The following is a 26,629-nucleotide window of genomic DNA, read 5'->3' on the forward strand; positions in this document are numbered from 1 at the left end:
TTTAAAAATTTTGTTAGAATATATTATATTATTGTTTTTTGAGAGGTATTGAATGAATAATTTATTTAAATATATAAAAAGATCTTTATCTATGCTAACGGCAATTCTTATATTCAGTTTATTATTTTTACCAAGTAACATTGTTTACGCTGAAAGTAGCCCATATTTAACTAGTGAAGGTGTAACTTTACTAGATGCTGATACAGGACAAATACTATTTTCTAAAAATGGTGATAAAAAATACTATCCTGCATCTACAACAAAAATAATAACTGCAACAATTATACTAAATGAATATGACAATTTAGACACAGTTGTAACTGTAGGAAAAAATCCTCCCTTTGCTGATGGAAGTTCCATAGGTTTAAGAGAAGGGGAGAAAATTACTCTTGAGCATTTGTTATTAGGACTTTTACTTGAGTCTGGTAATGACTGTGCAGAAGCATTAGCTGAGTTTGATGCTGGTTCTAAAGAAGCTTTTGCAAAAAAAATGAATGACTTTGCAAAAGCAATTGGAGCTAATAATAGTCACTTCACAAACCCTAGTGGTTTACCAGACGAAAATCATTATACAACACCAAATGACTTAGCTCTTTTTATGAGGGAAGCAATTAAAAACCCTAAGTTTGTTGAAATGACTAGAACTGTAATGCTTCAACTACCACCTAGTAACTTAGATGGCTATGAAAGATGGCTAAATAATCATAATTCTATATTATTGAAAAATTCAAAGTATTTTTATGAATATTCACTATCTGCAAAGAGAGGATATACTTCAGAAGCAAGATTTACAAATATTATTGCTTCTGAAAAAGATGGACATAGACTAATAGCTTCTTTCTTAATGGGTGAAAGTATAGAAAAAGTTTATTCAGATGCAAAAACAATATTTAATTATGGATATAATAACTTCACTAAAAATGAAGTTTATAAAAAGGGAGAAGTAATTACTGAAGTTGCCATAGATGACAATTCTTCTATTCCAGTTTTAGCTAATGAAGATGTTTATTATACAACTAAAAACGGTACAAGTGATAAGCTTAATTCTTCCCTTGAATATACACTTCCTAGCAAATTAGCTAAAATGAGCTTAAAAAATGGAGAAGTTATTACTACTGCAAAAGTCAATATTGATGGTGAAACTTTTAAAACTATAGATTTAATTAGTGGAATAAATAGAGATTACACTAATAAATTAGCTTTAATGGATTTCTTAAAGGAAAATAAAGTATTGTTAATAACTTTAGGAACAGCCTTGATAATTCTTATTATTTTATTAACATCTGTACATAGAAGAAGAACAAAAAAGAAAAGATTTATGAATAAATGGGAAAAAGTTATAAATAGAAAAAAGTGAGAAGGTAATTTACCTTCCCACTTTTTTTAATAAGCTTTCCATATCATCTGGTAACTTTGCTCTTAAAGACAATGTTTCCTTAGTCTTTGGAGACTTAAAATCTAATCCATAAGCGTGAAGAGCTTGCCTTGGTATCAGCTCTTCATCTCCTTCAAAACCGTAAAGAGTATCTCCATATATAGGGTGGCCTAAATGTTTCATATGAACCCTTATTTGATGAGTTCTACCTGTTTCAAGTAAACATTCTACTAAGTCAGCATCTTTAAAGCTTTCAATCACCTTATAGTGAGTTATACTTCTTTGCCCTCTTTCATCAACTATTCTCATGGTTCCAAACTCTTCACCATCAGGTCTATATATAGGTGCATCTATAGTTCCTTCTTTTTCTTTAAGATTTCCGTGAACTATTGCAAGATATCTCTTCTCTAAATTATTTTCTTCCATTTCTTTAGATAAAGCCATATGAGCAAATTGATTCTTAGCTATTATTATTAATCCTGATGTATTCATATCAAGTCTACTAACTAATCTTACAATACAGTTTTGATTAGTTTCTTTGAAATAAAATAGTACACCATTGGCTAAGGTACCACTTTGATAACTTTTTGTAGGATGAACTACCATATATGGCTTTTTATTAATAACTAGAATATCCTCATCCTCATATACTATATCTAAGTCCATTTTTTCCGGAGTTATATTTTGACTTTCATCACTTTGGAGATTTATTTGAACTAAATCTCCAGTGTGAACAATATATCTCATTCTTACTTCTTTTTTATTAACTAATATTCTTTTCTCTATAGCAGATCTTCTAATTAATCTACTAGACAACCCCAAATCTTCCTTTAGAAACTCTCTAATAGTAGCCCCTTCATATTCTTTTGAAACTTTTTTTTCTAAAGTACTCATTCTACTCTCCTAGTTTTTTATAGTCCTCTCCAAGTATGATAACAGCATCATATTGTTCATATTTTATATCTTCCAATTTCTTATCAGACTTAGTTATTGTAGGCAAATCCTTATTAAGAGCTTTTTTAAGTTCTTCATTATCAGTATTTATTATACTTTTAGTTGTAGGATTTCCATTTCCAACATCAACTACAGTCCATCCAGTTAATTCTAACTTTGATTTTACTTCTCCAGCTAAGCCATTAATCTTTGTACCATTTAATATAAGTACTCCTAGCTTAGTTTTATCTACAGTTGTATCACCTGTATTATGAAGCGCTTTTAACAACTCTTGATTATAGTTTTTATTGAACACTACATAAGACTGTCCACCTATAGTCTTAAAATCTCCTTCTACAGTCCACATCTTAACTGTAGCCGGGTCCACTTTAACAACATCTAGTGCATAAGATAAAAGCTTGCTTGTTGGCATATTAGTTTGGATATTTGATCCTATTGCATTAATTATATCTGGAACTTTTAATACAATTGAAGGTCCTGTACATTTTTCAACTACTTTTTGTATAAATTTATGCTGATTTTCTATTCTACCTATATCTCCAGTAGCTAATCCAGTTCCATCATTATTTTTTCTCCATCTAAAGAACTCTTCTGCCTTTTTACCATCTAAATGTTCTACTGTTCCACCTTTAAAACTTATATGAAGATCTTGACTTGGATCATCATAATACATGTCTCTTTCTATCTCCATCTCAATTCCACCTATAGCGTCAATAAATTGTCTAAAGGCATTATAATCTATTTTAACAGTATAATTTATTTGTATTCCTAATAAATCTTCTACCAAACTTTTAACCTTGGTTTCACCTTTTTGGTATGCTGCATTTATCTTATAATTACGTCCATTTTCAGTAATTAACGTATCTCTAGGTATAGATACTAAATCTAAATCCTTTTTCTTTGGATCATATTGTGCTACCATTATAGTGTCAGTTCTTTTAATCTCATAATTATTGGTTTGATTTGGATCACCTATATCAAGTCCCAGAACAAGAACATTAACTGCTTCATCTGGCGCTGGCGTTACAGCTTCACCTATATTACCACCTTTTATTTTGCCTAACAAACTACCTACGGAAATAACCACAATAGCTAGTATAATAATAAATACAGATAAAACTCCTATTAAAACCTTCTTCTTTGTCGATGTTTTCCTTTTTTTCTTTCTGCTTCTTGGCCCCTTATCATCCTCAATTGGTCTTCTCTTTTTTATTTTAACTTCTCCATATTCTTGAAGCTGTCTAATTTCATCTTTTTTTCTTCTTTTTCTTAACTCTTCTATTTCTTGTGGAGTTCTTCTTCTTTGTTTTTTTCTTCTTATTGCCTCTGGTTCCCTTCTATCTCTTGACATTTTTCTCCCCCTCTACCCCCTATTAATAATCAAGTAATTTCTAGCCTTTACAGTATTAATATCAATAGGAGAATCTTTAGCTAGCAAAAATTTCATTGTATGTGTAAGCCCCAACAAGACACCATTATCTAAAGCCTTCAATGTTGCTTCTCTTATTTCCTCAACTCCATCAAAACTCCTTGAAGGTTCTATCATATCTGCTATATAAATTATTTTCTCTAACTTCGACATATTCTCTCTTCCAGTAGTATGCCATCGTATAGCATTTAATACATCTTCATCTTCTATCCCCAAAGCTTTTTTTGCTACTATTGGCCCTACTATACTATGCCACAATTCAAGAGTAACTTTTTCATCCTCTGTAAGAACTATATTGTTTTCTTCCATAAGCTCTATCATTTCATCTTTATGGGTATATTTAGCTATATCATGACAAAGTGCTGCAAGCTCAGCCTTTTCTTCAGATACCCCATTTAATACTGCTAACTTTTTAGCTACAGAAACCACCCCTAAAGTATGAATGAATCTTTTTTCATTAAGACAACCTTTAATATAATCATAAGCCTCATTCATAAAAACCATTTTAATGCTCCCTATATAAACCTTTTTCTTTTATTATATCTAATACAACTGCAGGTAGAATATCATCTACCTTTTCATTATTAATTATTTTCTCTCTTATATCTGTAGAGGAAATATGAATTCCTGGTACCTCTAAAAGAATAATATCTCCATTATATTTCTCTTCTACAAATCTCTTTTTATTTACTAACTCCTCATTGTTGTAACCTGGTCTAGTAAATACAACAAATTTGCACAGTGAAAATATTTTATCTATCTCTTTCCACTTATCAATGCCTAAAAGACAGTCTGCTCCCGTTATAAAGTATAAGTCTTTATACTCTTTATAAAAATGCTCTAAAGTTTTATATGTATAACTTTTTCCTTCTTTTTTTATTTCATAGTCAGAAACCTCAAAACCTATCTTACCCTCTATAGCCTTTTGTACCATTTCTAGCCTTAAGGATGCCTCTGTAACCTTTTTATCGGTTTTCAGAGGCTGTATTCCTGCTGGCATAAAAATAACTTTATCTAAATTCAACTTCTTTTTTGCTTCTTCAGCTATATAGATATGGGCTAAATGTATAGGATCAAAGGTTCCTCCAATTATACCCACCCTACACATATTACTTATTCTTTGCTACTGGAATTTCAATTTTAGGATTTTTCTTAGATTTCTTATATAAAACAATCTTACTTCCAATTGCTTGAATTCCTTCTGCCTTAATCTTCTCACAGATGTAGTCAGAAGCTTCTCTTGTTTCAAGCCCACTGTTTTCAAGAACCTTTATTTTTATTAATTCTCTCTTCTCTAAAGCTTCTTCAACTTGCTTTAAAAAAGTTTCTTCAATTCCATTTTTACCTATTTGAAATATAGGTTGCATATCGTTAGCTAAGCCTCTTAAATAAGCTCTTTGCTTTCCTGTTAACATTTATGTTCCTCCTAAATTACATTAAGTACTCAAATTCAAAGTCGTTTAAGTTAACCATATCTCCGTCTTGAATACCCATTTCTCTTAATTCATCAAGTACTCCCTTATTCTTTAATACTTTATGGAAGTATCTTAATGAGTCTGCATCATGTACGTTTACCGCACTTAATAATCTATCTACGAAGCTTCCAAATACATAGTAAGTATCGTATTCTTCCCCTTCTTCAACTCTGATTTCATAAGTAAATTTCTTTTCTTCTGGTATATATCTTTCATCTTCAGCTATTTCAAGTTCAGTTATTGGAATTTCCTTAAGCATTCTAGCTGCTTCCTTAATAACATCATCAACACCATCTCTTGTAGCTGCTGACATTTTAAATACCTTATCAAAGCCTAATTCTTGTACTTTCTTTTTGAAGTTTTCAAAAACTTCTTCATCATATAACATATCAGTCTTATTAGCTACAACAATTTGAGGTCTATCCCAAAGTTTAACTGAGTAATTCTTAAGTTCTTCATTAATCTTTACAAAGTCTTCAAATGGGTCCCTACCTTCTATTCCTGATATATCAACTACATGTATTAATAATCTAGTTCTTTCAATATGTCTTAAGAACTCTAATCCTAAACCAACACCTTCTGATGCACCTTCTATAATACCTGGAATATCTGCCATAACAAATGGTTCTACTCCATCAGCTGCAACAACACCTAAATTTGGTTTTAAAGTTGTAAAGTGATAGTTTGCTATCTTTGGCTTTGCCGCTGTAGTCATTGAAAGGAAAGTTGACTTACCTACATTAGGGAAACCTAATAACCCAACATCAGCTAAAAGCTTAAGTTCTAATACAATTTGCATTTCTTCTCCAGGCATTCCTGGTTCAGCAAAGTGTGGTGCCTGTCTTGTAGGCGTAGCAAACTTAGCGTTTCCTTTTCCACCTTTACCACCTCTTAAAAGAACAAATACATCATCCTTATGTGAAAGGTCAGCAATTACCTTATTTGTTTCAGCTTCTCTAATAATAGTTCCCATTGGAACAGTTATATAAAGATCTTCTCCATTTTTACCATAACATTTTGATGTTGAACCCGCTTCTCCATCTTCTGCTATAAACTTCTTTCTATATTTAAAATCAAGAAGAGTAGTGATTCCAGTATCTACTTTAAATACAATACTTCCACCTTTTCCTCCATCTCCTCCATCTGGTCCACCTAATGGGACATATTTTTCTCTTCTGAAGGAAACAGAACCATTACCACCCTTACCAGACCTTACAAATATCTTGGCTTTATCTATGAACATAATCTCACCTATCCTTATGTAAAATCTTCTTTATTTATCTATTGTTTCTTATTTCTCACCTTATTATAACATGAACATATATGTAATAAATTAAACAAATATTACAAAATTATCTTTATATGCATATTACTTAAAAAAAGCACCCTGAACCAGGGTGCTTTATTTAACAAATTATTCAGCTATTGCTTCAACGTCAACTGGGTAAACAGAAGCTCTCTTCTTGTCTCTTCCCACTCTTTCGAATCTAACAACACCATCGATCTTAGCAAATAAAGTGTCATCTCCACCTTTACCTACGTTTAGACCTGGGTGAATCTTAGTTCCTCTTTGTCTTACTAGTATGTTTCCAGCAAGTACGAATTCACCGTCAGCAGACTTAACACCTAATCTCTTAGATTCTGAGTCTCTTCCGTTCTTTGAGCTACCTACCCCTTTTTTGTGGGCAAATAATTGAAGGTTCATTTTTAGCATGGATTACACCTCCTCTTTAATTAAAGTAATATATTCTCTACGTTTCTTACTACCAAACATTTCATCCAAGCTTAAGATTGTACTCTCAATGCTTTTCTCAAAGGTTCTTAAAAGAACTTGAGATTGCTCTATTTCTTCTTGGGTAAACCCATTAAGATCTAGGGCAAGATATCCATCCCTTATTTCATAGTTTACATTAAGTTTTAACACTTCATCTAAACCTATAACCACACTTTGAGATAAAACTGAAACTGAGTTACAAACCATATCGTAAGCATCTCCAGCTAAAATAGCTTCTCTCCCAATTAGAGCATGATTATTAATTCTAAAGGACATTATGTTTTCGTTTTTAGATTCAATCCTAATTTCTATCATAAGAATTAAGCTTCGATCTTTTCTACTACTAACTTAGTATAAGGTTGTCTATGACCATTCTTTCTTCTGTAGTCTTTCTTTCTCTTATACTTGAAAACTGTTACCTTCTTAGCCTTACCTTGAGCTAATACTTTAGCAACAACCTTAGCACCTTCTACTAATGGAGCTCCAACCTTTAAAGTTTCTCCTCCAACAGCAAGTACTTCAGTTAATTCAACTGTTGAATCAACAGCAACGTCTAGCTTTTCAACGAAAAGAACGTCTCCTTCTTGAACTCTGTATTGTTTTCCACCTGTCTTTACTACTGCGTACATTAAAAACACCTCCTCATAACGGTCTCGCCACTATAGGTACAAAACTATTATGTTTTGTTTTTTAAAAAACCTGTGCGTGTGCGGTTTACTGTACTAGTCTATCATAATTTAAAAATATTGTAAAGCAAAAAGTAAGTTTATGATAGTTGAAATAATAAAGTGAATTGGGATAATCAAGTTAATCAATATAATTTGGATACGGATAACTTTTTTATAAAAATTTCAAATAAATTTTCTTATAAAATCTTTACTTATTATCCGTTTATCCTTATTACTCTTGCCGCTTTCACCACCTATATTTACCATCATTACTCTTTCACTATTCTCTTCTCTTCAGTATATACCTTACTTTCACTTTTTTTAATTTCATGTACCTTATTAAATACGTATAGGCTCGGAAGTAGTATTATTAAAATTGCCGCTGCAATTCCTGCCCTTATATCAATTTCTATTTCATAGTTCCAGATTTTCGAAATAATATTAGACTTTTTATTTTGAATGTTGTTAAAAACTTCTTTTTTAAACTCAGGAGTAGCCTTTATTTCTATAAATTCATCCTTCATAAAATTCTTAAACTCTTCATCAAATTTATCCTTCATATATTTCACCTCCAGAGCATCTTTTAATATATTCTTTCCCTCTTCTAATTCTAGTTTTTATTGTATTTTCATTACTTTCAAGTATTTCTGCAATCTGAGTTATTTTCATTTCTTCAAAATAATACATATATAAAGGAATTCTATATTTAGCAGGAGTTTTAAATAACCATCCTCTTATTTCTTCCCTAGAATACTTATTTAAAACTATTTCTTCAGTAAACTCTTCATTAGGAATGTTTCTATTAAGTTCTTCTTTAACTATCTTTCCATTTTTCTTTAAGTAAGAGAAACAAGTATTAATAGTTATCTTATATATCCAAGTATAAATAGAGGAATTCCCTTTAAATCTATCTAGATTTTTATATATCTTCAAAAATACTTCTTGAGCCAAATCTTCACTTTCATTCAGATCCCCTGTTTGAAGATAGCAAAGTCTTATAATTGAATTACTGTATTCTTCAACTATATCTTCGAAAACCTTGTCTTTATTTAGTTTTATATTATCTGTTAATCCTTTAATATCCTCATAACTACTCATATGCATCACTACCCCACCATATAAACCTACTCTTCTCTAATCGCTCTATTCTTTAAGCCTTTCATCGTACCATTTTACTACTTAATCATACTTTCCTTGAAGCGCTAACTTATATCCATAATATTTTTTACTTTCCTCTATAATTAAATTTAATTAACATATTACCCAATATAAATATCAAATTGGAAAGATTAATAATAAGCTAAACTAGATAATAATTGTATGGCAAACCTTTATCTTAATTTTATAGTTTTTCACTATTTAATTCTCTCTCATAAACATTAATCATCCCAATTACTTCTCCAACTATCAAACCAATTTTTTTCAACATCCTCAATCCCTATATCTTTTAACTTATCATAGTATTCATTATACTTTTTTATACTTTCTTCCTTGTCTAAGTTTATATAATCCCAATCACCATAGTACCTAATAATCGGATATAAAAATTCTCTACTACAATTTCCTTTTTCTATTTCTTCTTGATACCATTTAATTCCTTCTTCTAATTTACCTTTCTTTAATAGTTTATCTCCTTCATTTAATATCTTTTCAGGATTTTTATACCTCAAAGCATCATATGGGGTTTGAGCTAACACTCTTCCAGCTTCATCTTTATAAGTTAGATATATATAAATATCTGTTTTCTTTATGGTTCCTAGATACCCAAATCCAAAATCTCCACCATCATCACCTAATGCAAAATTTTTCATTAAGAAACAACCATTACTTAAGGGAAGCCTTACTTTCCAATCTCCATTTATAATACTCTTATAAGAGACTACGCCTGCATTTCCGCAAGACACATCTATATATTTTGCATTTTTTACCTTTGGCAAATTTATTGTAAGCCATTCCTTACTTATATCTAAAACTTCTTTATTTATATCCATATACTCTAATATCTCATAGTCAACCACAACATCTTCATCCCCAACTTTTGTAGTTGTAACATTATGAACTCTTTCATTATTTATATCTTCTTTAATTTCATTAAGTTGGGCATTCTGGAGTAAATATCCCTGAATAGTTAAAGTAACATCATGTTCCCCTTTTGATACACCTATGAATTCATAATATCCATTTTCATCTGTATATACCCTTTGAATAGCTTCATCACTAAGATTTGAATAATATCTATTTAAGTTATAAACATCCTCTACCCCTAAAGCTATTCTTTGATAGGGAACTCCTTTCCCATTCTTAATTATTCTTCCTGATATTTTTTTATCCCCCCCATCTCTTATTGTAAATGTAGTCTGGCATTTAAAATCTATATATTTTAACGGTTCCAAATTCTTTTCATCATAATCTAGACTAGAATTTTTAAAATTATCATTTGCTCCGAAAACTCTTCTATATTCCTCATTATAAATCTCAGCATTCTTATAATTATATAAAATATTCAAATATAAAACTTGAAAATTATCGTCATCAAAATTCTCTTTACACAGTTCTAAAGCTTCATCTGTTTTATAATTTTTTGCAAGAATTATTACTTTATTAATTAATCCTACTCTTCTAACATCAATATTATCTGAATTTATAGCATGATTTATATAATCCATCGCCTCTTTAGTATTATTTAAGATAGCTAATGTATTTATAAGCATACTTAAATTCTTACAATAGTATTCATCTTCTTCTCCTTTAGATACCCCCCTCTTATAATTCTCTATAGCTTTATTCACTCTTTTTTCATCACCTATAAATCCATTAAACATTCCAAAGCTTGCTTTATAAATATTATCTTCCAATATATTATAATACCCTGTTGCTATATCATAATATGTCTTCCCATTATTTGAAGTCACTTTCGGTACTTTAGAATACAATTCCATAATAGCTGTCCCATAGTAACTCTTTTTGTTATAATATCTCTCATTTCTTGTATTAATTAAACAACTTGCTATCGAATATAGAATAAACGGAAACAATATAAATATGGAAATTAAAATCATGCATAAATGTCCAACCTTTATTTTCACTTTATATTTCTTCATAGTTAAAGCCCCTCTCATTTTTCTTCTTACTTGGTTAGACTAAGCATTTCAGAAAAAGTTTCACTTCACAAGTTTATTTATTCTTAAGTTCCTGCATTCTTTTAAAACAAAAAACTCGTCATGAAACATGACGAGTTTAAAATTCAGACTATTGTTTTTGCCATAATGCAGCTACATTAGCTGGCTCCCATCCTGGTAAAGATGTGTGTGCCTGTCTACAAGCATAATTGCTTCCGTTATAACTTACTATATCACCATTTTTATATGATACATAAGCCGCCCATGCTTGAACCTCTGGTGTATAGTTTTCTACTACAACAGTTACTTTATTTGATATAACAGAATTTGATCCTTCATAAAGAACAATTGTGTAATCATAGCTACCAACATCTTTATTTGTGATTTTTTTTGTAAGAGTTACTTGTTCACTATTGCCAGCAGTTAGTGTACCTGAAGCTACTTCTGTACTTCCTTCAAGAATTTTATAGCTTGTTGCTTTATTATATTCAGGAACTATAGCTGATAAAGTATAATTTCCATTATTAACAGCGCTAGCTGATAGTGTTGCCGCCTTTAATGTAATTTCTGGTTGTGGTTCTACCTTTACTACTACCTTATTTGATGTTAAAGAATTAGTACCATCACTTAAAACCACGGTATATTCATATTGTCCATTTTCTTTATTACTTAAACTCTTTGTAATTGTAGTATCCTTAGAATTTCCTGCTGTTAATGTTCCTGTAGCAATCTCCATTGTACCCTCTAGAATCTTATAGCTTGTTGCAGTATTTCTTGATGGTACTGTAGCTGTTAATGTATAACTTCCATTATTAACTCTACTAACAGAAAGAGTTGCAGGCTTTAATGTATTTTGAACTGGAGTTAGTCTATCAAAATAATCTCTATAATTATTAGAAAACTCAAAATTATTTTTAGCATCCCAATTAATAGACCATGTCATTAAACCTCTGAATGCTGGATATCCTTTACCATTAGCTAACTTATACTTTCCACCATATGATATACCTTTAATTAAATAATCTAATGCTTTCTTCATCTCTGTTGGATTTATATATCCACCACTTGGTGCAGCAGCCTGAGTTGCTGGCAAGCCAATCATAACTTGGTCTTCTCTTAAAGCTGGGAACATATTATTACTATTACCTGCTATAGGGAATCCATATAAAAGCATTTCTGCCATTGCTACTTCATAATCTGCTGTTCCTTGTGTATATGTGACACCATCTAACCCTTGATTACCACCAGCATTATAATGTTGTACATGAATATAAGTTAATTTGTCTCTTAATCCATATATTATTGGAAGATAAGCTCCCCAAATGTTTCCATAAGCAGTAATTCCACCTTGAACATAAGCTGTTTCTGGAGCCATACTTATAATAAAGTTCGACCCATATTTATCAGATATTTCTCTTACCCCTGAAATAAGATTAACTATTTGTGGTGTTTTAGGATTCTTGAAATCTGTATCTGATGCTTGTAATGATATACCGGATTCTAAGTCTATATCCAAACCATCAAAGCCATATTTATCTACTAAATCACATATTGACTTAACAAACTTTTCTTTAGCTGTTGCATCTGGTAATAATACCACACCATTTTGTCCACCTATTGATAAAATAACTTTTTTACCTTTGCTCTTAATGTATTGAACATCTGAAATAAACTGTTCTTCATCATAGCAAGGTGTAAATTCAACAACAGCTCTATCACTATATGTTTCTCCAAAAGCTACGTTTATAACATCCCACTTATCTGATACATCCCTCAAGTTAATAATTCCTGTGCCATTATCAAAATTATGCCAATATCCCACAAGTAACCTTTCTCCTAAGCTTTGTGCAGCACTAACTGCCTTAATAGGAATAATTGATACGAATAGTAATACAGCAGCAAAAATTGATACTAGTCTTTTACACTTTCTAGTCATAATATACCCTCTCCCTTTTTAATTTTTCATATTTTTTTAATATGTATTCTAAGACAGCTATTCACATTAGCTAGCTATTTTAAATATTCCCACTAGTCAATTCACTATATTTGTACTAATTAACTTAGGTTTTTATGCTTCTACAATTATTGATTTTTTATGAACTTATAAAAGATATGATTTAGTAATATTTTCAGATATTACTAAATATGTTTTATTGATAATCATATAAAGATAAGGGGTTACTTTATGTTTAAAAAATTTCTTAATTCAAATGTAAAATTTCTTATTTCTATAACTCTTTCAATTGCTCTTTTTTTAACTCTAATTCCAGCCACACTTACCTCTGCTTCAACATCTTCTGTTCCTAAACATGTATTAGTTGGCTACTGGCACAACTTTGAAAACGGTTCAGGTACAATAAAGCTAAGAGATGTTTCTGATAACTGGGATGTAATTAATCTATCCTTTGGTGAACCTACATCTGTAACTTCTGGGGATATTCAATTTAAACCTTTTAATGCTACAGAAGAAGAATTTAAATCTGATGTAAAATATCTACAAAGTAAAGGAAAGAAAGTATTACTTTCAATTGGTGGTCAAAACGGCCAAGTTCAATTAAAAGATGCTACTGCAAGAGATAAATTTGTAAGTTCTGTATCTAATATAATTGACACTTATGGATTAGACGGATTAGACATAGATTTTGAAGGTCATTCTTTATATCTTGACCCAGGTGACAAAGACTTTAAAAATCCTACTACTCCAGTTATTGTAAACCTAATTAGCGCTTTAAAAGAATTAAAAGCTAAATATGGTGACAACTTTATGCTTACTATGGCTCCTGAAACTTTCTTTGTTCAATTAGGATATACTTACTATGGTGGTTTAAATAGTTATGTTGATTCTAGAGCTGGTTCATACCTACCTGTTATTTATGCACTTCGTGATTCTTTAGACTGGCTTCAAGTTCAATACTATAACTCAGGTGCTATAAATGACTTAAATGATAAATCCCAAACTATGGGATCTGCTGAATTCTATGTTTCATTGGCAGATATGCTTTTAACAGGATTTAATGTTAATAAAGACTCTAATTACTTCTTCCCTGCTTTAAGAGAGGATCAAGTAGTTATAGGGGTACCTACTTCATCTTATGCAGGTAATGGATGGGTTTCAAATAGTGAAGTCGAAAAGGCAATTACCACATTAATGAATGGCGGTACTGTTGGTAGTTATACTGTCAAAAATGCTCATCCTAATTTAAGGGGACTTATGACATGGTCAATAAATTGGGACAAATATGCTTCTTATTCATGGTCAAATCATTTTCGAAAGTACTTTGATTCTTTAGCACCACAAACAAATACACTTAAAGCGCCTACTTTATCAGCTAGTTCTGTACAAAATGCTAGCTTTACTTTAAGTACTAAAGTCCCTGCTTACAACACTGCTACATCCTATAAAATATTAGAAGATTCAAAGGTAATATCATCTGGTACTTTAGTTGCTGGCCAATCCAAAGAAGCCTCTATAAGTTATGAAGTTAAAAATAAAGCTGATGGAACTTATAAATATAAGGTTGAATTATCAGACTCTGCTAGTTCTGTAAATTCCAATGAAGTAACTGTTACTATAAAGGCTCCAACTCCACCTACTCTAAAAGCAGCCACTATATCTAATGGTGAATGTAAAAATGGAAATTATACAATTTCCATAGAAATTCCTGATAGTAACTTAGCTACTTCTTATAAGTTATTTGAAAATAACACTGAAATTGCTTCAGGTAATCTTTCTTTAAATGAAAATACTCAAATAATAACTAAATCTATATCTAATAAACCTGAAGGAACTTATAACTATAATGTAATCTTATACTATGAAAACTCATCTATTAACTCAAATGAAATAACAGTTAATGTACCAAAGTATGAAGTAGAGACTCCTGTTTGGAAATCTTATACAACCTATAAGGTTGGAGATATAGTAACTTATGCAGGTAAAGAATATAAATGTATTCAACCTCATACTTCACTAAATGGATGGGAACCTAGCAATGTACCTGCTCTATGGAGTGTAGTATAATATAAAAAAATCCCGTCATATTTTTATGACGGGATTTTATTCAAAAGATTTCTATTACTCTTTTTTATAAATTTATTTCTTTCTATCCAACTGATTATCTTGTACCCATTTATCCAAAATCTCTTCGTTCATTTCATCCTGATTATCAGTTAACGAACTCTCCACTTTTCCGTCCTTGGCATAATATATACCAGGTGTGGTTGAGAAAGTAGGGAAGTATTCATGGATAATTTCAAGATTATCCTTTGCCTCTCTAGTTTCCTTTGATAAATTAACTTCATATATTATGACATTATGATTTTTACGATATTCATCAAATAACTCATAGAATTCTTTACAGTATCTGCATTTTTCCTGTGTAAATGCAATTATAAAGTTATCTTTGTTAATCATTTTCTCCTGCATTTCTTCCAATGTGATATAAACTATTTTTCCTTCTTCTGTATCTCGCTCATATGAGGAAGTACATCCTACTAACATACAAATAATTAAAAATACAAATCCTATCCATTTTCGTCTCATAATATCTTCTCCTGCCTAATTCTATAAAAAGACTCCTCACCCTAAAGTAAGGTGAGAAATCTTTTTACAAACTTAATTAGTTGTTACTTTTCTTTTTCTAATGAAATAAATAGCTCCAACAGATACAATAAGTAAGAATAAATATCCTGCTTGATTTGCTGTATCGCCTGTTTTTGGTACTTCTATATTAGAACCATTGTTGTTTCCACCTTCACCAGGTCCAGGTGTTGGATTTGGTTTGTCACTTACATTTTTATCTAAAGAATCAATTGCATTAAGTAATGCTTCACATGCTTCATCTACAACATCTTGGGTAGCTGCTTCATTATCAAATATTTCTTTTGCATTATTTAACGCTTTTGTCAATGCATCAGCACTATCTTTAGTGTAGAATGATAGGTCAATTTCTTCTGCTTTATCAATTGCTTCTTTCAACTCTGTCTTATCTGCATTGCCAACTTCTTGTAATCCATTAATTGCTGCAGTTAAGTTCATATATGCACTTTCTAAAGCTTTTTCATCACTACTTTGTTCAGCAAGAACTTTTTCAGCATCTGCTAATGCTTTTTCAAATACTGATTTACTTGCTTCTGTTTTATTGCTAAGGTCTATATTCCTTGCTTCCTCAACTAGCTTAGCAAGTGCATCTTTTAATGCTTCTTCATTAGGTTCAAGTACACTAATTAATGCATTTGATAATGAATCTACATGTTTATTAACAATTTCCTGTGTAGCTTTATCATCAGCAAGGACAGTTTTTGCTTCATTAAGTGCTTCAATAGCTTTTAGAGAAGCTTCTGTTCCATATGTGTCTAGATGCATTGCATCAGCAATATCAACATAAACATTTAATATTGCTTTATCAACATTTTGTACAACTTCTAATGAAAGAACAGCTTCTGCAATCTTATCATCTGCAGAATCTTTAAATTCTTTTACTACCTCTTCTAAAACTTGTAATGATTCTTCAGTATATACATCCTTTAATTCTGTAAGAATTGCATTTGCAAAAGTCATATAGATCTTATTACTTGCATCATAGCTTCCATTAGCATCTTTTGTTGCTAATAGTTTTTCTTTTAATGTCATAAACATTTCATCAATTTCTTCAGATGTTGCTTCTTTATTAGCTACAACCCCTTCAGCATTTGTTACAGTAGCTAAAAGCTTATCTAAATCAGATTGAACATATCCAGCTTTAGGTCCTTCTATACTAATTGTTTCTGTTAATAATCTAAGTGCATCAACATGTGTAGATACTCTTAACTTTAGACCTTGTAAAGAAGTTAAAATACCTTTAATTGCATCATTCATTTCTTCTTGAGTTGCTTCTGGATTATCTAATACTGCTTTTGCTGCATTTATTGCATTATTGAATTCTGCAGCACTTTCTGATGTATATGGAGTTGTATCTAAATTTGCAGCATTAATTATATTTTCTAGCTGTGCAACATCTGCAGGTTCACTGTCTGTTCCAAGTGCAAGACGTACATCTAGACCATTTGAAATAACGAATGCATTCACACCTTCTAAATTAAGTACAGTATCTTCCAATGCTGTTACTTTTATAGTAGCAAGTTGTGCATCCCCTTGTAAAGCACTCTCATTTCCTTCATTACTGAAAGCCACAACATAGTCTGTAGAGTTTTGTGGATTCTTAGACATATTAATCATTTGATTAGTTACTTCAGATGCAACTGTTTCAAACTTAAGATTATTTATTTTATCTCCCAATGGAAGACGCATTCCAAATGCATAAATATCTTTCAATCCACTTCCAGTAACAGTAATGTTTGCTGTTTCACCTTTTTTAAGTTCACTCTTGTCTATTGACCAGTTTATTATACCAGCAGCCTTCTTACCAGTATTCTCAAGGCCCTTTTGTGCCATTGTAAATGCTAAGTCATAGGCATCAATTTCATTATTATAGTTGAAGTCGCCTGGGCGAGCTTGTTCCCAAAGTTTTGCATTTTCAGCCGTAACACCCATGTAGTTTTCAAGGAATGTAATATCATTATCTTGTATTTCTTTATTTCCTTTTGTACTAGCAGGATTAAAGCTTTCTGTACCTTCCACTTTATAAACGCGGAATTCATTAGCACTGTTATGACGTAAATCATGAGATACTATACGTACATAACGAGCAGCTTCTCCTTTTAAATCAACAAATACACGGAATTCTCCAGCACGTTCCCATACACTCTTCTCAACAGTTTTAAAGTTCACACCGTCAAGACTGATTTGTATTTCGTGATCCTTAATTTGAGCTGTACCATTGTTAAAGTATTCTAGTTTGTCCACATAATATCCATCTTTTAAATCTATGGTAAATATTTTATCGCTATTATTGGCTACATCATCCTCCCAGTCTGTATACCATAATGAAGATTCATCTCCATCAACTGCTTGTGATGCATAATAGCCTCCAATTTCAGAGCTTGCTACTCCTGCTGTATTTTTAATTACATTTTTATAACGATCCTCATTAGTCTGGAATCTTTGAACTTCACCAACTACTTCATGTTTTGTATTATACACAACTAGCTGATATGTGTGTTCCTCACCAGCATTTAAAGAATCATGAATAAATGGAGCAGTAACATTACGATAGATTGCATCTTCATTTCCATCTACAATCATACCGTATTTTACATCTTCATTCATTTCCCAATTCAAGGAAATTTTATTATCTGTAGCTGTTCCTTCTAATGTAGGAATATCTGCATCTGTTAATTCCTTATCATTTTCATTGATTTCTTCTTTTTGCTCATTAACAAAACCTTTTACTGTTAATTTAACTTCATTTGATGTAATATCTGTCTTACTAATCTTAACAAATACCTTTGGAGTAGTTGTTATTTTTTGATTTGCAAATTCAGATCCTTCAGTTGCATAGTGATTTAAATCTGGTGCTTCATTGTAGAAGTAAACATTTCCTTCTGCATTATTAAATTCTTCTTCAGAAGTAACTTCCTTTAATTCTACTTCTGCTCCACCTACGTTAGCAATAAGTTCATCTGGTTTTTCTGATACGTTAACAACAAATTGTGTTCCACGTTCTTTTTCCATTCCTGTGAAGCTTCCTTTAGTAGGATTTACTGTAATAACAGCATCACCTTTTTCTCCAGCTGCAGGAGCATCTGATGTAATTAATGTAGTAGCACCCTTACCTTCTTTGTATTCTTGTGACATACCATCATCATCATAAAGATCAAATTCTGTATGACCTGCAGGATATACCTCAAAAATACGATCTTCATTTCCCTTTACAAATAGTTGTGAATTATTTTCTACATCCTTTGGAATAATCGCTCCGTTTTTCACAAATAACGGAAGTTTCCATAATGGTGCATCAAAGTTATTTATAACTTGACCACCTTGGTACTGCTTACCAGTAAAGTAGTCAATCCAGATTTGATCCTTGTCTGGAAGATAAATCTTATTACGTACATCATTTCCCTTTTCATCACCATTAACGTCTTCATATACAGGTGCAACTAGTAGGTTTTCCCCCCACATATATTCATATTGAGTCTGATTTCCCCAAGTAAAAGGATCATTAGGGTATTCAAGTACAAGGCCACGAATCATAGGGATACCTGTATCATGTGCTTCTTTAGCATAAGAATAGTTATATGGCATAAATCCTGTCTTCATTTTCAAATACATACGATTAATTGATGTATATGGTTCTCCATGATACCAAGGGCTCTTTTCAGCGCCTGTAGTCCATCCGTCCATATTAATTTCAATCGGCGTAAATGCTTTCCATTGGAAGTCACGAGTAGATATAATTTTATCTGAACCGTAAATTCCATCAAGGTCAGAACCTACATTAGGGTTTCCACTAAGTCCAGCTCCAATATATGTTGGAATATGGAAACGAATATATTCCCAGTTTCCACCTGTCTGATCTCCAGACCATAATCCTGCATAACGTTGTGTACCTGCCCATCCATCTAATGAAATAACAAATCCACGGTTATTTGAATTGTTTTCTATTCCTTCATAAGCTTGACGTACAGCATTTAGTCCAAATGAATATCCTTCTCCAACCCATGCTACGTCAGTTTTGATCATTTGTGTTCCACCTTTGGAAACTTCTCTATCTAGCTTGTCTAAATCGTTTTCTGTCCAAAGGCCACTTACAAATCCATATTCTTTAGCCTTTTTAACAAACTCGCTAAGATTTTGGATATTTTCATCTGCATCGGAAGACTTACCGTAACCACATCCATATCCATCATTCGGTAAGAACCATCCAGCTGGCATATCATTGTCTACATATTTTTTAGCTCGTGCCACTCCATCAGCCAAAAGTTCTTCACCATCGCCATTATAGCAATCTGCATTTCCTTGGTTGAAAGCATATTTAGGCATAAACATTGGATTTCCAGTAAGTTCAACATAATCGCCAAGCACATCTTTCATATTATCTCCAACAAAGTAATATGCATCAAAACGATTTTCATCATGCTCTAGTTTTGCTGTAGAACTAAAGTCATAACTTCCGGATTGGAAAGTGTTACGCATTGCTCCATATCCATTGCTTGACATATAAAACGGACTTGGGGAAGATACTCCACCACTAACCCATGTACTTTTATTTTCGATTAAGATTTTACGGTCTTTGTGAGAGAAGAAACCGTTTTGTTGTCCTCCACCATAAAAATATTCATTTTCATCTGTATCAAGAGTTTGTACAGTTTCTGTACCATCATATCTTAAAGATTCTGCTTCTTTCCAAACAGTCTTACCATCCTTATTTTTCAATTCCATTTTTGCAGTTTCTTTATCAACAAGTAATTTTACATTACCTCCATTAATTTCAATGGTATTATCATCTTCAGAAATATTAGCTTCAACAATTCCCTCTGCTTCATAATCAGCTTCTGACTTAGCTGTAATCTTAGTTGTATGCGTAGAAGCCATTGGTTCTGGATATTCTTCAAATTTTTCCCCTTTTTGCTCTACATCGATGCGAAATACATCTTCATTTAAGAATGTAATACGAGCCTTCTGGCCACTTCCAAATGATAAATACACATCATTCTCATCTTTTTTCTCAACACTTGCATTGGCTAATTGCCATACATCCTCATTTTCAGCTGCATGGATACTTAATCCACTAAAAAATGTGGAAGTAATCATAACAGCTGTTGCAAGACTAACTTTTCTTAAACCTTTTAATTTAGATTTCATTTTTTCTCCTTTCAATCATTAATCAAATAAGTCTAAATAATTCTTTTTATCATCCCCCCGAACCTCAAAACCATTTTTTAATTTTGTGCTTTTGCGTATTGACTAGATAATGTATAATGTTTTTAAATCTCATCAATACAAAACTATTATCTCATTGATAATACTGGTAGTATTTACACTTTTTTACACTTTAGTTGTATTATTTAATTTGTATATTTACAATTCACAACTACCTGCAAAAAGGATGCCTTTCATTGTGGTTATAGAGTAAACACTTATCTATTAAACCTATTCGGAAGTTATGTAATAGGAGTTTCTGCTCTAGAAAGTGTAATTTAGTGTATAAAAAAATCCCGTCACATTTTCGTGACGGGATCTTTCTATAATCTTATTTTGCTCTTCTCTTTCTAAACATTACAGTTGCAACACCTAGTGATGCTCCTGATAACCCTATAAGACTTAATATTGGAGTCACATCTCCAGTCTTAACTAATTCACCTTCACCAGGCTTTGTTTCAGGTTTTACTTCTGGTTTTGGATCTGTAGGTACTACTTCTTCTCCAAAGCCATTAATATTAAGTTCTTTTGCTATTTGTGCAACTAAAGAATTATCATAGTCAGCACTAAATTCCCAGAACATAGTTCCACCTAAATTATTATCTTTAACATATTGAGTTTTTGCAGAAAGCCCTTCTGGTTCAATAAAGCTCATAACAAAATATTCTTCTCCATCAGTATGCTTATATGTTACATACATAGCTTTAGCATCATTATCCCAATGTTTATAGAATCCATCTGATTCCTTTAAATTCTTAACTGCTGATAGCACTGGTGTTGGATCAGTTTCATCCATTGGGAATCCAGCTCTTATAAGAGCATCTTTTATAAAACTTAATTCGCCATCTAATTTATCACTAACCAATTGTGGTATACCAGCGCTAAAAGATAATCCAATATTAATCTTTTCAGATGGGCATCCATTTTCTAGATATAATTTAACTGCCATATCTGTATTATAGTCATCATAATCAAATTCAGTTTTCCATGTCTCTGAAGCATATAAAGCTGAATCAAAATAACATGAACCATATCTAAAGTCATATGTCATAATGTTTATATAATCTAACAAAGGAATTACATCTTGGAACTCTGTCCAACCACCATTTGAGAAGTTAACATTTGCAGAACCAGCTATTGTTAATAACTTATCATCACCTATAGCACTTCTTACTTCTCTTAATAGTAATGTAAAGTTTTCTTTATCTTCTGGTCTAGCTTTTATTACTCCCCATCCACCATTAACAGGATATTCCCAGTCTAGGTCGATTCCAGCTAGTCCATATTGATCAATAACATTCTTACAAGATTGAGCAAAAGTCTTTCTTCCTTCCTCTGTTGCTGCTGCATCTGAGAATCCTCTACATTCCCATCCACCAACAGACAATAGAACCTTTAAATCAGGATTTTTTCCTTTTAAGACATCAATTCTTGAAAGGTCACTCTTTACCTTTTCAGGTAAATAAATTGTGTGTAGTAAACTGTCATCAAATTCATGTGGAACTTTTACATCTGGATTAGTTTCATCTCCAAGTTCCTCATATTCCCTATTGTAAATAAGACCAAAGGAATAATTTAAGTGAGTAATCTTTGTAACATCCAATGTATCAATGTCACAATTTCTTTGGAACACATACCCTACATTCCTATATTCTTTTTCTTGTGTAGCAGCTTTAGTTGGAATAGCTAGCATACTTCCAGCTAATAATGTAACACCTGCTATAGATGCTACAAATACTTTTAAAAAGTTTTTCTTCATTAAAGTACCTCCCACATATTATAAATTATCTTTACATATATATTGTAAACTATTACAAGTATTTTTACAATATTTACCACGTATTTTAAATAATTTTTTCTTTAGGAGTAAATAACATTTAAATGTTGAAGTTATACACAATTTAATTGCCATTATAATTTCCTGAAAAATAAAAAAGAAACCACCTTGCGGTAGTTTCTTCTCAATCCTGTTAGTTCTTAATAATATACTTACTTACGTTAGCTTTCTGGTTCTTAAATATTAATGGTTCTAAAGTATATCCTTCAACTTCATCAATATAGTTTAAATATATCCCTTTATCTAATCCATCTATTTCTTTTAAGAAAGATAGCATATCTCCTTTTATCATATCCTCATAAGTTTTATTAATCTCTATAAAAAAGTCATTAATTCCATTTTCACTATAAAATCTAAGAATCTCATTTCTAATTAATCCTTCAAGATATGATAGCTTTAATAATCTTCCACTTCCTTTACACAAAGGACATGGTTCTTCCATATACTCATAGACGCTTTTACCTATTCTCTTACGAGCAATTTGTACTAGGTTTAATTCAGTAAATGGGAAGATTTTTACGTTTCCACCATCATCTTTAAGTGCTTCTTTAAGTTCTCTCATAACTATAGATTTATGAGCTTTATCTCTTAAATCTATAAAGTCTATTACTATTATTCCACTTAAATTTCTAAGTAAGATTTGTCTACCAATCTCTTTAGCTGCTTCCAAATTGGTTTCTAATATAGTCTTCTCAAAGTTTCTTTCCTTAATATTTTTGCCAGTGTTAACATCAATAACATACATAGCTTCAGTTTTATCAATAACAATTGATCCACCACAAGGAAGTACAACTTTATTATGTCTAAGCTTTAATAATTCTTTTTCAATCTCATATGCATCAAATAAAGCTCTATTATCTGTATATAATATAATTTTTGCACTTTCATCATCTTTAAGATAATTCTTTGCAAATTCATAATCATCTTTATTATCTAAGATAACTTTAACAGGATCTACAGAAATTTTATCTCTTAGTACCTTGATTAAAGAAAGGTTTTCTCCATAAAGCTTACCTAAATTAGAAGAATACTTAGCTTTTCTTTGTATATCCTCATACTCATTAAGAAGTACTTTTCTTTCATGCTTAAGTTCTTCAATACTAACATTAGCTGCTTCTGTTCTAACTATAAGCTTTCCATTTGCTATTTCCTCTAATTCAGCAAGGATAAGCTCTTTTTTAACCTCATCCTTGAATCTTTTAGAGAACTCTATTCCATATCCATCACTTTCAAGTACTAAATACTTTGATGGAATACCAAACTTTGCACTTATTTTAGCACCCTTATCATTAATAGGCTCCTTTAGAATTTCAACTATGATTTCTTCACCCTTCTTAATGCCTCTAGCTTTAAGTTCATTACTATAGTAAAGATATCCTTCCTTATTTAATCCTAAATCTACAAATATGGAGTTAGTTGCTGGAACTATATTTTTAACTCTTCCCTTATAGATTTCGCCTATTACTGGTTCACCATTTTCCTCTTCTACAATACACTCTTGTAATTTACCATTTTGCCTAATAGCAATTCTTAGGATATTCTCTCTTCTTTCTATAAATATCTCTTTCATATAATTAACACTTCCTATACACAGTTATATAGTGGTACTAACTTATTACCCTTTTCAAAATACATTTCTTCTCTCTTTATATCTACAAAAGCATCTTCATCTACATTAGAGGTATGTTCTTTAATGTATTTAGCTAATAAATCTGCTGATAAATGTTCTCTACTTCCTGACTTAACTACAGTATTTATAATTAAAGCTTCATCCTTAACCCAGAATTTAAATTCATAGATGAATTCTTTAATATTAACTTCTTTTTCAGCCTTTTTACTCTTCTTTAAAGTAATCCATTCATTCTTTTCAACTAAAGCCTTAACTTCCTCTTCAAGGCCTTCAACACTTGTATAGTTTATCTTTATAGTATATCTACAAGCATCTATCATAGCCATAGCTTGTGGCATCTTTTTCTCATTTGGCTCAGTTGGTGGAATTTGAGTTGCTGTCATAAACTTAATTCCTGAAGCTGATTTTTCATTTAATCTATCTACAATTTCTTGTACATCCATCTCTTCAACTAAGATTAAATCCATATATTCACCACTTGAATATACTCCAACACCTAAAGGTTGAGCTATAGATAAAGCCATATGTGGGTTAAATCCTTGTGAATATTTAACTGGTAATTCGGCTCTTCTTACAACCTTTTGTATTGTTCTCATTAAGTCTAAGTGAGAAATAAATTTTATATTACTTTCTTTAGTATACTTTATTAAGTATCGCACCCTCAAAACACTCTCCTTCTTTGAAGTTTACATTTACTCCACATCCTGTACATCCTTTTCTACAGTTTTGAGTAAGCTCTGCTTTTTTAGCCTTTTCGTTTTCTCTTTCAAGATACTTTCTTGTAACTCCAATATCTATAAAGTCCCAAGGAAGTATTTCATCGTATCCTCTTTCTCTATAAGTAAAGAAATCTCCATCAACATTGCATTCTGCTAATGCTTCTTTCCATATATCAAAGCTGAAGTATTCAGACCAACCATCAAACTTAGCACCCTTTTCAAAGGCTTTAATTAATACTTCACTAAGTCTTCTATCTCCCCTTGCAAATACAGCTTCCATATATGAAGTTTTTTGCTCATGATAGTTGTAGTGAATGCTTCTTGATTTTATTGAACCTTTAACTGCATTTATCTTTTCATCTACTTCTTCTAATCTAGCCATTGGTGCCCATTGGAATGGTGTAAATGGCTTTGGAACTAATATAGATGTACTTACTGTAATGCTAAGTCCCTTAGCTCTCACATTCTTTGGAAGTGCAAAATATTCATCAGCCATCTTTCCTGCTAAATCACCAATACCAGCACAATCTTCTAATGTTTCATATGGTAAACCAATTATGAAGTAAAGCTTAATCTTGTTCCATCCTGATTCAAAAGCATTTCTAGTAGCTTCTAAAATTCTTTCTTCAGTTAACCCCTTGTTAATTATGTCTCTCATTCTTTGAGATCCAGCTTCCGGAGCAAATGTTAATCCTGTCTTCTTAACCTTCTGGATTTCCTTAATTAAATCTACTGAGAATGCATCAACTCTAATAGAAGGTAGGGCAATTGCAACCTTATCCTTTTCATGCTCCTCCATTAAATCATGGATAAGTCCTTCAATATCAGAGTAGTCACATGTACTTAATGAAGAAAGTGAAACTTCTTGATATCCTGTACTCTTAAGCATATTTCTAGCTTGCTTTACTAAAGTTTCCTTTGATTTTTCTCTAACTGGTCTATAAATCATACCAGCTTGACAGAATCTACATCCATTTGTACAACCTCTGAAGGTTTCAAGAACTATTCTATCGTGAACAATTTCTGTATAAGGTACTATCATATTCTCTGGGAATGATACTCTATCAAAGTTATTTATTATTCTCTTTTTAACAACTGCTGGAACATCATCATACTTTGGCTTAAAGCTCTTTATTGTTCCATCTTCATTATATTCCACATCATATAGTGAAGGTACATATATACCTCCAATTTTTGATATCTCTCTTAGGAAAGCCTTTTTGTCCCACTTTCCTTTCTTGTACTTGGCATAAACCTCAAGTACATCATCCATCATTTCTTCCCCTTCACCAATTTCAAAGAAATCAACTATTCCAACTAATGGTTCTGGGTTGTAGGCACAAGGTCCCCCTGCCATAACTAAAGGTTCATCTTCTCCTCTTTCTTCTGCTCTTATAGTTATCCCAGACATATCAAGCATATTTAATATGTTTGTATAACTCATCTCATATTGAAGAGTGAAGCCTAATATATCAAACTCTTTTAATGGAGTTTTTGTTTCTAATGTGCATAGAGATATATTATTCTTTCTTAATTGCTCTTCCATATCTGGCCATGGAGCAAATACTCTTTCGCAGTATGTATCTTTTCTTTCATTTATAGTATGATATAGTATTCTTGTTCCTAAGTGAGACATTCCCACTTCATAAACATCTGGGAAACAGAATGCAAATCTAATATCTACTTCTTCTGGATTTTTAATTATTTCATTTAATTCTCCACCTACATATCTAGCAGGCTTTTCTACTTTACATAGAATGTGATCTGTTATTTTATTCATTAATAGATCCTCCTAAGTTTATTTACATAATTTATTTCATATCTTCTAATTCTATCACAAAGCTTAG

21 protein-coding genes are annotated in these 26,629 nt (G+C 31.5%); 2 read left to right on the forward strand and 19 right to left on the reverse strand.

What is annotated here, in order from left to right; genetic code table 11:
• Nucleotides 1-52: 52 nt before the first annotated feature.
• Nucleotides 53-1,357, forward strand: a complete 1,305-nt coding sequence (locus I4V16_RS13175; RefSeq protein WP_099328908.1) for a serine hydrolase — start codon at nucleotides 53-55, stop codon at nucleotides 1,355-1,357.
• A gap of 9 nt (nucleotides 1,358-1,366) precedes the next feature.
• On the opposite strand, the gene I4V16_RS13180 is transcribed toward I4V16_RS13175, so the two are convergent.
• The 13 genes from I4V16_RS13180 to I4V16_RS17505 form a co-directional block, all read right to left on the reverse strand.
• Nucleotides 1,367-2,269, reverse strand: coding sequence for an RluA family pseudouridine synthase (locus I4V16_RS13180; RefSeq protein ID WP_049180401.1), 903 nt, complete (start codon nucleotides 2,267-2,269; stop codon nucleotides 1,367-1,369).
• Between the two features lies 1 nt (nucleotide 2,270).
• The gene (locus tag I4V16_RS13185; protein WP_049180402.1) at nucleotides 2,271-3,680 is read right to left on the reverse strand and encodes an LCP family protein; all 1,410 of its coding nucleotides are present in this window, start codon (nucleotides 3,678-3,680) and stop codon (nucleotides 2,271-2,273) included.
• A 12-nt stretch (nucleotides 3,681-3,692) separates the two neighbouring features.
• Nucleotides 3,693-4,262 carry a bis(5'-nucleosyl)-tetraphosphatase (symmetrical) YqeK gene (gene yqeK, locus I4V16_RS13190; RefSeq protein WP_111937353.1) on the reverse strand — a complete coding sequence of 190 codons (570 nt, stop codon included), beginning with the start codon at nucleotides 4,260-4,262 and terminating at the stop codon, nucleotides 3,693-3,695.
• Between the two features lies 1 nt (nucleotide 4,263).
• Nucleotides 4,264-4,866: a nicotinate-nucleotide adenylyltransferase gene (nadD, locus tag I4V16_RS13195; protein ID WP_049180404.1), complete on the reverse strand. Its 603-nt coding sequence runs from the start codon at nucleotides 4,864-4,866 to the stop codon at nucleotides 4,264-4,266.
• Between the two features lies 1 nt (nucleotide 4,867).
• On the reverse strand, nucleotides 4,868-5,173 hold the full coding sequence (gene yhbY, locus I4V16_RS13200; RefSeq protein ID WP_049180406.1) for a ribosome assembly RNA-binding protein YhbY: 306 nt from the start codon (nucleotides 5,171-5,173) through the stop codon (nucleotides 4,868-4,870).
• Nucleotides 5,174-5,189: 16 nt separating this feature from the next.
• Nucleotides 5,190-6,476: a GTPase ObgE gene (obgE, locus tag I4V16_RS13205; protein ID WP_027096897.1), complete on the reverse strand. Its 1,287-nt coding sequence runs from the start codon at nucleotides 6,474-6,476 to the stop codon at nucleotides 5,190-5,192.
• A 171-nt stretch (nucleotides 6,477-6,647) separates the two neighbouring features.
• Complete coding sequence (gene rpmA, locus I4V16_RS13210; RefSeq protein WP_027096898.1) at nucleotides 6,648-6,947, reverse strand: 50S ribosomal protein L27; 300 nt, start codon at nucleotides 6,945-6,947, stop codon at nucleotides 6,648-6,650.
• A gap of 3 nt (nucleotides 6,948-6,950) precedes the next feature.
• The gene (locus tag I4V16_RS13215) at nucleotides 6,951-7,322 is read right to left on the reverse strand and encodes a ribosomal-processing cysteine protease Prp (RefSeq protein WP_027096899.1); all 372 of its coding nucleotides are present in this window, start codon (nucleotides 7,320-7,322) and stop codon (nucleotides 6,951-6,953) included.
• Between the two features lie 5 nt (nucleotides 7,323-7,327).
• On the reverse strand, nucleotides 7,328-7,636 hold the full coding sequence (gene rplU / locus I4V16_RS13220; protein ID WP_027096900.1) for a 50S ribosomal protein L21: 309 nt from the start codon (nucleotides 7,634-7,636) through the stop codon (nucleotides 7,328-7,330).
• Between the two features lie 308 nt (nucleotides 7,637-7,944).
• Nucleotides 7,945-8,235 (reverse strand): hypothetical protein, encoded by a 291-nt coding sequence (locus I4V16_RS13225; RefSeq protein WP_049180408.1) that lies wholly within the window; start codon nucleotides 8,233-8,235, stop codon nucleotides 7,945-7,947.
• Nucleotides 8,225-8,773 (reverse strand): sigma-70 family RNA polymerase sigma factor, encoded by a 549-nt coding sequence (locus tag I4V16_RS13230; RefSeq protein WP_161954390.1) that lies wholly within the window; start codon nucleotides 8,771-8,773, stop codon nucleotides 8,225-8,227. Before I4V16_RS13230 ends, I4V16_RS13225 begins: the two co-directional genes overlap by 11 nt.
• Before the next feature lie 281 nt (nucleotides 8,774-9,054).
• The gene (locus I4V16_RS13235) at nucleotides 9,055-10,776 is read right to left on the reverse strand and encodes a carboxypeptidase-like regulatory domain-containing protein (RefSeq protein ID WP_049180411.1); all 1,722 of its coding nucleotides are present in this window, start codon (nucleotides 10,774-10,776) and stop codon (nucleotides 9,055-9,057) included.
• Between the two features lie 148 nt (nucleotides 10,777-10,924).
• Complete coding sequence (locus tag I4V16_RS17505; RefSeq protein WP_242974216.1) at nucleotides 10,925-12,730, reverse strand: glycosyl hydrolase family 18 protein; 1,806 nt, start codon at nucleotides 12,728-12,730, stop codon at nucleotides 10,925-10,927.
• A 249-nt stretch (nucleotides 12,731-12,979) separates the two neighbouring features.
• On the opposite strand from I4V16_RS17505, the gene I4V16_RS17340 reads away from it, so the two are divergent.
• The gene (locus I4V16_RS17340) at nucleotides 12,980-14,815 is read left to right on the forward strand and encodes a glycosyl hydrolase family 18 protein (RefSeq protein WP_207654608.1); all 1,836 of its coding nucleotides are present in this window, start codon (nucleotides 12,980-12,982) and stop codon (nucleotides 14,813-14,815) included.
• 72 nt (nucleotides 14,816-14,887) lie between these two features.
• Here I4V16_RS17340 and I4V16_RS13250 read toward each other — a convergent pair whose 3' ends face one another.
• The 6 genes from I4V16_RS13250 to I4V16_RS13275 all read right to left on the reverse strand — a co-directional run bounded on the left by I4V16_RS13250 (nucleotide 14,888) and on the right by I4V16_RS13275 (nucleotide 26,562).
• The gene (locus tag I4V16_RS13250; protein ID WP_049180412.1) at nucleotides 14,888-15,337 is read right to left on the reverse strand and encodes a hypothetical protein; all 450 of its coding nucleotides are present in this window, start codon (nucleotides 15,335-15,337) and stop codon (nucleotides 14,888-14,890) included.
• A 72-nt stretch (nucleotides 15,338-15,409) separates the two neighbouring features.
• Nucleotides 15,410-20,539, reverse strand: coding sequence for a TIM-barrel domain-containing protein (locus I4V16_RS13255; protein ID WP_099328903.1), 5,130 nt, complete (start codon nucleotides 20,537-20,539; stop codon nucleotides 15,410-15,412).
• A 388-nt stretch (nucleotides 20,540-20,927) separates the two neighbouring features.
• Nucleotides 20,928-22,355: a glycosyl hydrolase family 18 protein gene (locus tag I4V16_RS13260; protein WP_099328902.1), complete on the reverse strand. Its 1,428-nt coding sequence runs from the start codon at nucleotides 22,353-22,355 to the stop codon at nucleotides 20,928-20,930.
• Between the two features lie 211 nt (nucleotides 22,356-22,566).
• Nucleotides 22,567-24,003 (reverse strand): Rne/Rng family ribonuclease, encoded by a 1,437-nt coding sequence (locus I4V16_RS13265; protein WP_099328901.1) that lies wholly within the window; start codon nucleotides 24,001-24,003, stop codon nucleotides 22,567-22,569.
• A gap of 14 nt (nucleotides 24,004-24,017) precedes the next feature.
• A complete protein-coding gene (locus I4V16_RS13270; RefSeq protein WP_195966890.1) occupies nucleotides 24,018-24,722 on the reverse strand; it encodes a TIGR03936 family radical SAM-associated protein in 705 nt (234 codons plus the stop codon).
• Nucleotides 24,697-26,562 carry a TIGR03960 family B12-binding radical SAM protein gene (locus I4V16_RS13275; RefSeq protein ID WP_049180420.1) on the reverse strand — a complete coding sequence of 622 codons (1,866 nt, stop codon included), beginning with the start codon at nucleotides 26,560-26,562 and terminating at the stop codon, nucleotides 24,697-24,699. The genes I4V16_RS13270 and I4V16_RS13275 overlap by 26 nt, the downstream gene beginning before the upstream one ends.
• Nucleotides 26,563-26,629: the final 67 nt, after the last annotated feature.

Source organism: Clostridium sp. 1001283B150210_160208_E6 (assembly GCF_015669365.1).
GTDB lineage: Bacteria > Bacillota > Clostridia > Clostridiales > Clostridiaceae > Clostridium > Clostridium paraputrificum.

Bases quoted from the DNA above. Each gene is read 5' to 3' on its own strand.
- I4V16_RS13175 (WP_099328908.1), top strand. From the start codon at position 53: ATGAATAATTTATTTAAATATATAAAAAGATCTTTATCTATGCTAACG.
- I4V16_RS13180 (WP_049180401.1), bottom strand. From the start codon at position 2,269: ATGAGTACTTTAGAAAAAAAAGTTTCAAAAGAATATGAAGGGGCTACT.
- I4V16_RS13185 (WP_049180402.1), bottom strand. From the start codon at position 3,680: ATGTCAAGAGATAGAAGGGAACCAGAGGCAATAAGAAGAAAAAAACAA.
- yqeK (WP_111937353.1), bottom strand. From the start codon at position 4,262: ATGGTTTTTATGAATGAGGCTTATGATTATATTAAAGGTTGTCTTAAT.
- nadD (WP_049180404.1), bottom strand. From the start codon at position 4,866: ATGTGTAGGGTGGGTATAATTGGAGGAACCTTTGATCCTATACATTTA.
- yhbY (WP_049180406.1), bottom strand. From the start codon at position 5,173: ATGTTAACAGGAAAGCAAAGAGCTTATTTAAGAGGCTTAGCTAACGAT.
- obgE (WP_027096897.1), bottom strand. From the start codon at position 6,476: ATGTTCATAGATAAAGCCAAGATATTTGTAAGGTCTGGTAAGGGTGGT.
- rpmA (WP_027096898.1), bottom strand. From the start codon at position 6,947: ATGCTAAAAATGAACCTTCAATTATTTGCCCACAAAAAAGGGGTAGGT.
- I4V16_RS13215 (WP_027096899.1), bottom strand. From the start codon at position 7,322: ATGATAGAAATTAGGATTGAATCTAAAAACGAAAACATAATGTCCTTT.
- rplU (WP_027096900.1), bottom strand. From the start codon at position 7,636: ATGTACGCAGTAGTAAAGACAGGTGGAAAACAATACAGAGTTCAAGAA.
- I4V16_RS13225 (WP_049180408.1), bottom strand. From the start codon at position 8,235: ATGAAGGATAAATTTGATGAAGAGTTTAAGAATTTTATGAAGGATGAA.
- I4V16_RS13230 (WP_161954390.1), bottom strand. From the start codon at position 8,773: ATGAGTAGTTATGAGGATATTAAAGGATTAACAGATAATATAAAACTA.
- I4V16_RS13235 (WP_049180411.1), bottom strand. From the start codon at position 10,776: ATGAAGAAATATAAAGTGAAAATAAAGGTTGGACATTTATGCATGATT.
- I4V16_RS17505 (WP_242974216.1), bottom strand. From the start codon at position 12,730: ATGACTAGAAAGTGTAAAAGACTAGTATCAATTTTTGCTGCTGTATTA.
- I4V16_RS17340 (WP_207654608.1), top strand. From the start codon at position 12,980: ATGTTTAAAAAATTTCTTAATTCAAATGTAAAATTTCTTATTTCTATA.
- I4V16_RS13250 (WP_049180412.1), bottom strand. From the start codon at position 15,337: ATGAGACGAAAATGGATAGGATTTGTATTTTTAATTATTTGTATGTTA.
- I4V16_RS13255 (WP_099328903.1), bottom strand. From the start codon at position 20,539: ATGAAATCTAAATTAAAAGGTTTAAGAAAAGTTAGTCTTGCAACAGCT.
- I4V16_RS13260 (WP_099328902.1), bottom strand. From the start codon at position 22,355: ATGAAGAAAAACTTTTTAAAAGTATTTGTAGCATCTATAGCAGGTGTT.
- I4V16_RS13265 (WP_099328901.1), bottom strand. From the start codon at position 24,003: ATGAAAGAGATATTTATAGAAAGAAGAGAGAATATCCTAAGAATTGCT.
- I4V16_RS13275 (WP_049180420.1), bottom strand. From the start codon at position 26,562: ATGAATAAAATAACAGATCACATTCTATGTAAAGTAGAAAAGCCTGCT.